General features: G+C 62.3%; 9 protein-coding genes and 1 pseudogene. 3 read left to right on the forward strand and 7 right to left on the reverse strand.

Annotated features, from left to right (window positions below; all coding sequences use genetic code 11):
- Positions 1-23: 23 nt before the first annotated feature.
- The 6 genes from YUA_RS51090 to YUA_RS0120365 form a co-directional block, all read right to left on the reverse strand.
- Positions 24-464 carry a GMC oxidoreductase gene (locus YUA_RS51090; protein ID WP_198029462.1) on the reverse strand — a complete coding sequence of 147 codons (441 nt, stop codon included), beginning with the start codon at positions 462-464 and terminating at the stop codon, positions 24-26.
- Entirely contained in the window at positions 461-1,513 is a 1,053-nt protein-coding gene (locus YUA_RS44490; protein WP_198029463.1) for a GMC family oxidoreductase, read from the reverse strand. The genes YUA_RS51090 and YUA_RS44490 overlap by 4 nt, the downstream gene beginning before the upstream one ends.
- Before the next feature lie 12 nt (positions 1,514-1,525).
- A complete protein-coding gene (locus YUA_RS44495) occupies positions 1,526-2,506 on the reverse strand; it encodes an alpha/beta fold hydrolase (RefSeq protein ID WP_084292718.1) in 981 nt (326 codons plus the stop codon).
- A gap of 519 nt (positions 2,507-3,025) precedes the next feature.
- On the reverse strand, positions 3,026-3,454 hold the full coding sequence (locus YUA_RS0120355) for an ester cyclase (protein WP_245285206.1): 429 nt from the start codon (positions 3,452-3,454) through the stop codon (positions 3,026-3,028).
- Positions 3,455-3,523: 69 nt separating this feature from the next.
- A complete protein-coding gene (locus YUA_RS0120360) occupies positions 3,524-4,378 on the reverse strand; it encodes a sigma-70 family RNA polymerase sigma factor (protein ID WP_035971296.1) in 855 nt (284 codons plus the stop codon).
- 2 nt (positions 4,379-4,380) lie between these two features.
- Positions 4,381-4,848 (reverse strand): carboxymuconolactone decarboxylase family protein, encoded by a 468-nt coding sequence (locus YUA_RS0120365; RefSeq protein WP_027532371.1) that lies wholly within the window; start codon positions 4,846-4,848, stop codon positions 4,381-4,383.
- Between the two features lie 314 nt (positions 4,849-5,162).
- Between YUA_RS0120365 and YUA_RS50070 the strand changes: the two genes are divergently transcribed.
- The 3 genes from YUA_RS50070 to YUA_RS0120380 all read left to right on the forward strand — a co-directional run bounded on the left by YUA_RS50070 (position 5,163) and on the right by YUA_RS0120380 (position 6,840).
- Positions 5,163-5,450 carry a hypothetical protein gene (locus tag YUA_RS50070; protein ID WP_027532372.1) on the forward strand — a complete coding sequence of 96 codons (288 nt, stop codon included), beginning with the start codon at positions 5,163-5,165 and terminating at the stop codon, positions 5,448-5,450.
- On the forward strand, positions 5,447-5,878 hold the full coding sequence (locus tag YUA_RS0120375) for a PIN domain-containing protein (protein WP_027532373.1): 432 nt from the start codon (positions 5,447-5,449) through the stop codon (positions 5,876-5,878). The genes YUA_RS50070 and YUA_RS0120375 overlap by 4 nt, the downstream gene beginning before the upstream one ends.
- A gap of 80 nt (positions 5,879-5,958) precedes the next feature.
- The gene (locus tag YUA_RS0120380) at positions 5,959-6,840 is read left to right on the forward strand and encodes a GyrI-like domain-containing protein (protein ID WP_027532374.1); all 882 of its coding nucleotides are present in this window, start codon (positions 5,959-5,961) and stop codon (positions 6,838-6,840) included.
- A 157-nt stretch (positions 6,841-6,997) separates the two neighbouring features.
- On the opposite strand, the pseudogene YUA_RS51765 reads toward YUA_RS0120380, so the two are convergent.
- Positions 6,998-7,135 (reverse strand): annotated as a pseudogene (locus YUA_RS51765) (IS701 family transposase); the annotation flags it as partial.

A 7,135-nucleotide genomic window follows, 5' to 3' on the forward strand; every position in this document is an offset into this window, starting at 1 on the left:
GGGCAGGCACCTGCTAACATCCTTCAGCCGGCTGCTGCCAGACGCTCGGCCAGCATGATGACTGTCAGATTGATGGGGGTTGAGGGAATCTCTGGAAGGATCGATGCGTCGATGACTGAGAGGTTCGCAACCCCTCGAACGGCGCCTGCAGGATCGACCACAGCAGCTGGATCGCGATCACCGCCCATCGGCGCTGTGCAGCATCCGTGATGGAAGGTGTCGAGCTGCCTTTCGATGGCAGCGGCCAGCGCGTCGTCACCCGCGATCCCGGCGCCAGGGATCATCTCGTGATCGATGAGTGCGGCGAGCGGCGGCGTTTGAGCGACGCGTCGCGCCAGCTTCAGACCCTGTATCATACGACGGCGATCACTCGGATCGGAAAGCAGATTGTAATCGATGATTGGCGGGACCAGCGGATCGCGGCTCCGCAGCGCGACACGGCCGACCGATCCCGGTGCGGTCACGGCGACGGCAAGCGTAAACCCACTCCGGAAGGACTCTCTGCCCCGTTGAAATTCGACGCGGTGACCTGAAGATCGAGCTCATCATCGATTGCTTCGGCGGACCGTGTCCAGATCGTGGCGGCTCTGGCCGGATGCATCGCTCCCGCCTCCGCCGCGAGCGCGTATGTGTTGTAATAGAAGGGATGGTCGCATAGCCGCTTCCCGACAGGAAGATCCACAACCGGATGTATCCCGAGCTTTTCGAGATCTCCTGCCGGGCCGATGCCGGAGCGCATCAGGATGACCGGGCTGCCATAGACGCCCGCCGAGAGGATGAATTGGCCGGCTTCGATCGCCGATCCGTCGACCAGCCGCATCCGTACCGCGTGCCCATGTTCGAACTCGATCCGATCGACCTGGGCGCCAGCGCGCATAGTCAGATTTGGACGCGCCCGCACATTGCCGGGAAGATAGGCCATGCCTGTATTCTGGCGTATCCCATCGATCACGTTCATGGGGTCAATGCCGACGCCGTGCTGTACCGGGCCGTTGAAGTCGTCGATTCGATCGAAGCCGGCTGCCACCGCGGCTTCTACGAAGGCGCGAAGCGGTTTAGTGACATCGTCGAGTGAAGCTTGGCGGATCGGAAACGGTCCCGAGCGCCCATGCCAGGTCTCCGACCCGGTCGACGTGTTCTCTAGCGCCTTGTAGTATTGAAGGGCTTGCGCGAACTCCCAGCCAACAAGGTCATGCCTTGTCCATTTTGCAAAGTCACTGGCAAGCGCCCTCTTCGCGACCGCGGCGTTGATGGCAGACCCACCGCCGAGAACCTTTCCGCTCTGAGCTGCGATCGCATAGCCGAGCCTGCCTGGCTCGCTGCGGTAGCCCCAGTCATAGGCCGAGCCACCCCCCAATCGGTCGGCGTCGGCGAGCATGTCGGGATAAGCGCCGGCGGCTGGAATCTCGCCCGCCTCCAGAAGTAGAACACTGCACAGCGGATCTTCGCTGAGCCGGTTGGCAAGGACGCAGCCTGCGGATCCGCCGCCGACGATGACGATGTCGTGCCGCATGATGAGCCTCGATCAGTGTGCCCGGCTGCTGAAGCGATCCGGTTTCGAAGCCGATGCTGATTTGGTTGCCGGCTGGTCCGCATCGCCAATGAACTCGAAAATGAGACGCGCCAGCTCGGCCGGATTCTCGTCGGCGGGCCAGTGGCCGGCGCCCTTGATCAATCCGCAGCGCACATCGCCGGCGAGGGATTGCCAGGCCTCGAAAAGGTTTTCGCCGAAGCTGCATTCCCCGCCGAGCGCGAGGATTGGGATCTTCAGCTTCGTCCGGGCGGCCTCCTTGTGATCCGTCATGTCCTGCCAGACGGCGGCGTAATAATTGATGCCGGCGCGCAGCGCGCCGGGCTTCGAAATCTGGCGCGCATATTCCTCGAAGTCTTCGGCGATGACGGCGGACGGATTGCAGGCGGCATGCCAGAAGAACCAAGTGAGCAGATCCCGTTCGCGGCCGCGCATGAAATGCTCGGCGACATCCGGGACGGTGAAGAAGCCAAGCTGCCATTGGCTGCCGGCATTCCAGTCCGGTCTCGGCGTCATCCACGCCTCATAGCCGAATCCCGGCAGCGCATATTCAACGACGCAGAGGCGCCGCACCAGATCCGGATAACGAGCGGCCAGCTGGTAAGCGACGCCGGCACCATGGTCATATCCGACGACATCGATCGGATGGAGGTCAAGCTGACTGAGAAGCGCGTGCACATCGGCGGCCATGGTTCGCTTGTCATAACCCGCCGGCGTGATCGTTGTGCCTCCGGCGCCGCGAAGGTCCGGCGCGATCACGCAGCGGTTGGCCGCCAACATCGCCATGAGTTGTCGCCACATCAGCGAATGCTGCGGGAACCCATGCAGCAGCAGGATAGGATCGCCGTTGCCCGCAACGAGGTAATGCTGATCCAGCCCATTCGCCGTTGCTCTCCCGTGAGCGATGGGAACAGCAGGACCAGGACGAACAGCAGGACCAGGACTGGCTTCCTGCGGCGTGGTCTGTTGGCTCATCTGGCACCTCCGCGATGAGAACAGGTCCGATTGGCGAAGCTACCCGATCCGGAGCAAAACTGCCGCCCCACCAATGGCCGGATTAGAGCGTTTTCGAGCGAAGTGGATGCCGATTCGCGTATAGAAAACGCGTCGTTCCCGATTCCTTCGGAACGGAAATGGCTCTAGTGACAAGCAGCGTTGACAACGTCGCGGCGCAGCCGAGGTTTCTGCGGTAGTAGCTAAAACTGCTGCTGGCACACGCCTTGGAGTTCCCTGGCAAACTCCGGCTCGACGAGCCGACCTACCGGGCGATGGCGCGACCTTGCGGATCCAAGTTTCGCCTTCGGAATTTCCCTGATCGTGAACGGTGTTGAGGCGACTGTAGCTCGAAGACGAGCGGGTGGGCCCAAATGAGGCAATTGCGCCATATTCAGCATGTTGCTGGGCAACGCAACGTGGGGGCATTGGCGCGAGGATCGCGCAAATTTGCCTTTGAAATCAAAGAGCATTGTTTTAGGCGATGAGCTTGTAAGCAAGTCAGCCCCCTTGCAGTGCGCTTTGCGCAGCTTGTTGGGCGCGAATGGTGCGCGGGTCGACGGAAATCCAGGAGTCCACGATCTTGCCGTCCACGACCCGGTACATGTTCAGGCCCGTCGATTCAAACGGCTTGTTGGTCGGTTTGAGATTGAAGAACTGGCCGGTGTGGATGCCCGTTTCGTGCCATTGGACGGCAACCATGTCGTCGCTCGCAATGATCTCCTTCAGCTCGATCCGGAGGTCCGAATACGCCTTGTGGAGGCTATCCGCTGCACTCGCAAATCCCGATGGACCATTCCGGCCATTTGAGTGATCGACATGCGATGCCGCCACGATGGATTCGAAACCCGCCGCTCGATTCTCCTGAATGTACTGGTAGAGTTCACGAACGACTTGCTCATTTCGGGGAATCTGCTCGTCGCTGCTCACGTTCATTCTCCTGGGGTAACGTTGTTGCTCCGCGAAGGCGGCGTTTCGCTCGCCGTTCCATGAGGTTGGCTAGTGCAGGTGTTTCAGCTTGTCTGGATTGCGTACCACGTAGATGGCCGCGACTTTTCCGTTTACGATATCGAGCGCGGTCGTCGAGAATTCTCCATCGGCCTCCCGCGTGATGAATCCGGGGAGTCCATTGATGAAGGCGACACGAACAAGTCGGGACTCGTTCACTCCAAACAGGGCGGCGAGCCGGGCCTGGAGCTCCATGACGGCGTTGAAGCCGATGACGGGCTCCAGTGCTGCCGGGCGCTTGCCGCCTCCGTCGGCATAAACGCTCACGTCGGCCGCGAGCATTTCGCCGAGGGCCGTCAAATCGCCGCTGCGCGAGGCGGCGTAGAAGGCCAGTGCAATCTCGAGACCACGCTTCTTCTCGATCTGAAATCGCGGCCTTGCCTCGCGGACGTGCGCGCGGGCGCGTGCCGCGAGCTGGCGGCAAGCCGCGATGTCGCGTTCGATCGTTGATGCAACCTCCTCAAAGGCGAGTCCAAATACGTCGTGGAGCAGGAATGCTGCGCGCTCCAGTGGAGTGAGGCGTTCCAGGGCCAACATCAGCGGCAATGCTATGTCCTCCGTGCCTTCCTCCTCCACGAGTGGATCGGGAAGCCACGGGCCGAGATACATCTCGCGCCGGCGCCGGGCGGATTTGAGCTGATCGAGGCAGAGTCGCGTGACTGTCCGACGCATGAACGCCTCAGGCTCGCGGACTTCGCTGCGATCGATCGCCATCCACCGAATAAAGGCCTCTTGGACCACGTCCTGGGCGTCATGGACCGAGCCGAGCATGCGATAGGCCACACGGACGAGCGTGGGATGCAGCAGCTTGAAGATCGCTGCCGCATCCTCGGTTTCCGCATTCACGCTCAAGCTGCCGCCGCCTGCGCCTTGATGGCTGCCGGATCGGCCCAGCCGCCAAAGCCGACGGCAATGCGGTTCCAGCCGTTGATGACGACGATCGTCAGTGTGAGCGCGACCTGCTCCTCTTCCGTGAAATGAGCCTTTAGCTTTTCGTAGGCACGCGAATGCGTGTGCGCTTCGGACAGCCGGGTCATCGCCTCGGTCCACCCGAGCGCGGCGCGCTCTCGCTCGCTATAGCAGGGCGCGTCGCGCCACGCCGCGATCAGGCTAATTCGCTGCTCGGATTCGCCGCTGTCGCGCGCAATGTAGGTATGGATATTGATGCAGTTGGCGCAGCCATTGATCTGGGAGGCGCGGATCTTCACGAGTTCCGCGAGGCTCGGATCGAAGCCGGATGTGAGGGCATGGGCGCTGCGGTGCCACTCCTTCATCAGTGAGGGAGCGGTGGCAAAGGGATTGAGTCTGGCGGTCATGGCGGGGTTCCTTCGTGTTGCTTCTGACGTCATGACGATTTGAGGGCGGCGAACGTGACATCGCGGTCCAAAAAAATCGTTGCTTGATGCGCTAGGACTGCGCACCGCGGCCCGAGGTGTCGGCCAACCCGCCCGAGCCGGCGCCAGAATGACGGGAGTTACCGTGACGCTGCATTTAATTCCTAAGGCTTGGTCCGGCGGAGCGCGCTCCAAAAGAGCTCGTGCAATAATACGCCGTGACTTAGCCGAGCCAATGGCGCGTTGGTCGCACGATATCTTGCAGACAGTTTACGTATAGGTGTATGTAATGGCCCATGGCTCATATCAGCATCCGCGATCTGCAGAAGATTTCCGGCGAGGCGATTGGCGCGTTGCCGGGGCCGACGCCTGTGAAATCCGGCGAGCGTACGGTCGGTCTGCTCATCCCGCTCAAGACGACCGATCCGGAGCGTCTGGCGGCCGTGCTGGCACGTGCGGAGCGGCTGGCAAAGGGGCGCGACGCGGCCGCGGATGATGCGGCACTGGCGGGATTCGGCGAGGTCGATCCGGTCGATTGGTCGGTTACCGCCGTGAAGGCCCTGACCCGCAAGCGGAAGGCGTGAAACCGCCCTCGACGACCCTCGTTATCGACGCGGCCATTCTGGTCGCAGCCGTTCGCGGCCGAAGTTCGGGCGCGCTCCTGACAGCCGCCGGAAAGGCCGACCTCGTCACGACGGATCGTGTCGTCCAGGAAGCGCGCCGGCGCATCGCGCTTGGCGTGAAGCGACCCGACCTGCTTGATCTGCTCGACGATCTCGTGGAGCTGCTGACCATCGTTCCCGTCGCGTCGTTGGAGCCGGTCACTGCCCGATGCGAGGAGACGCTTCGCGATTCCGTGCCGAGCCGCAACGGATCGGTCCGTGACGCTCATGTGCTCGCACTGGCCTGGAGTGTCGAGGCAGACGTCTGGACCACGGACCGCGATTTTGCCGGAACCGGCGTGGCGTCCTGGTCGACACCCAATCTCATGCGAGGTTTCGCCGAACTCTGATCATGACGCGCAAACCGCAAGATCGGTCGAGCGCATCCCGGCCATCCCGGCCTAACTCAAGCCGCCACGGAGGAGGGACGATGACGGCGGCATTGCAAAACTATCAGGCCCGGATGCGGCGGGTGCTGGACCATATTGACCGGCATCTCGACGCGGATCTGGACCTGGACAGCTTGAGCGCCGTTGCGGCCTTCTCGAAATTTCACTTCCACCGGCAGTTCACGGCGACCTTCGGGCTATCAGTGCATCGCTATGTCCAGCTAGCCCGTATGAAGCGCGCGTCGCATCATCTGGCTTACAATGACGCCTTTGATGTCACCGACATCGCGATGGATGCTGGTTACGACGCACCTGACGCCTTCGCCCGCGCCTTTCGGCAACGGTTCGGGCAATCGCCGTCGTCGTTCCGGAAATCGCCGGACTGGGAGCCGTGGCTTGCGGCCTTCGGGCCTCTCGACAATGCGAGGAGCAAGCTCATGCGGAAGAACTTTACTACTGACGACGTGACGATACGCGATGTGCACCCCACGCGGGTGGCGATCATGGAGCATCGGGGGAGCCCCGAGGCGCTTGGTGACACGATCCGGCGGTTTATCGCGTGGCGCAGGGCTGCCGGCCTGCACCCCAGGACAAGTCCGACCTTCAATGTCTGGCATTCCGAGGGGCGTCCCGCGCAGCAGGACGAATACAGCATCGACCTTTGCGTCGGCACCGACCAACCGATCGAGGCGAATGGCGAGCAGATCAAGGCCGGCGAGATCCCCGGCGGACGTTGCGCTGTGCTCCGCGTCGTCGGCTTCACCGACAATCTGGAGCCCGCCGCGCTCTATCTCTATCGCGACTGGCTTCCGGCCAGCGGCGAGGAAGCTCGCGACTTCCCGATCTATTGCCAGCGGCTGAGCCTGTTCCCGGAGGTGCCGGAGCACGAGGCGGTCGCGGACGTTTTCCTGCCGCTGAAATAATGCGCTGCCGTAGGGCGGATTAGTCTTACTGCGTCATGGGCGTCGTCGTCCATTGGATGCTGCGCCGATGCCACAGCATGGACATCGCGGCAAGGTTTTAATGAGCATGCGGATCAATCGGGCGCGCATGGTTGCGATCGAGTTCGGGACGTGGCGTTCAGGCCGCGTGGGCGGAGCCTCTCGGTCGATAATCGTCGGGTAAGCGAGGTACCGGGACTGACGGGGCGGAACGTGGTCCTGAGGGGGGAATCGTCGCCTGCTCGGCGATCAGAAAGCCATAGGCTGCGATGCACAG

It is taken from the genome of Bradyrhizobium sp. WSM3983 (assembly GCF_000473045.1).
Taxonomy (GTDB): domain Bacteria; phylum Pseudomonadota; class Alphaproteobacteria; order Rhizobiales; family Xanthobacteraceae; genus Bradyrhizobium.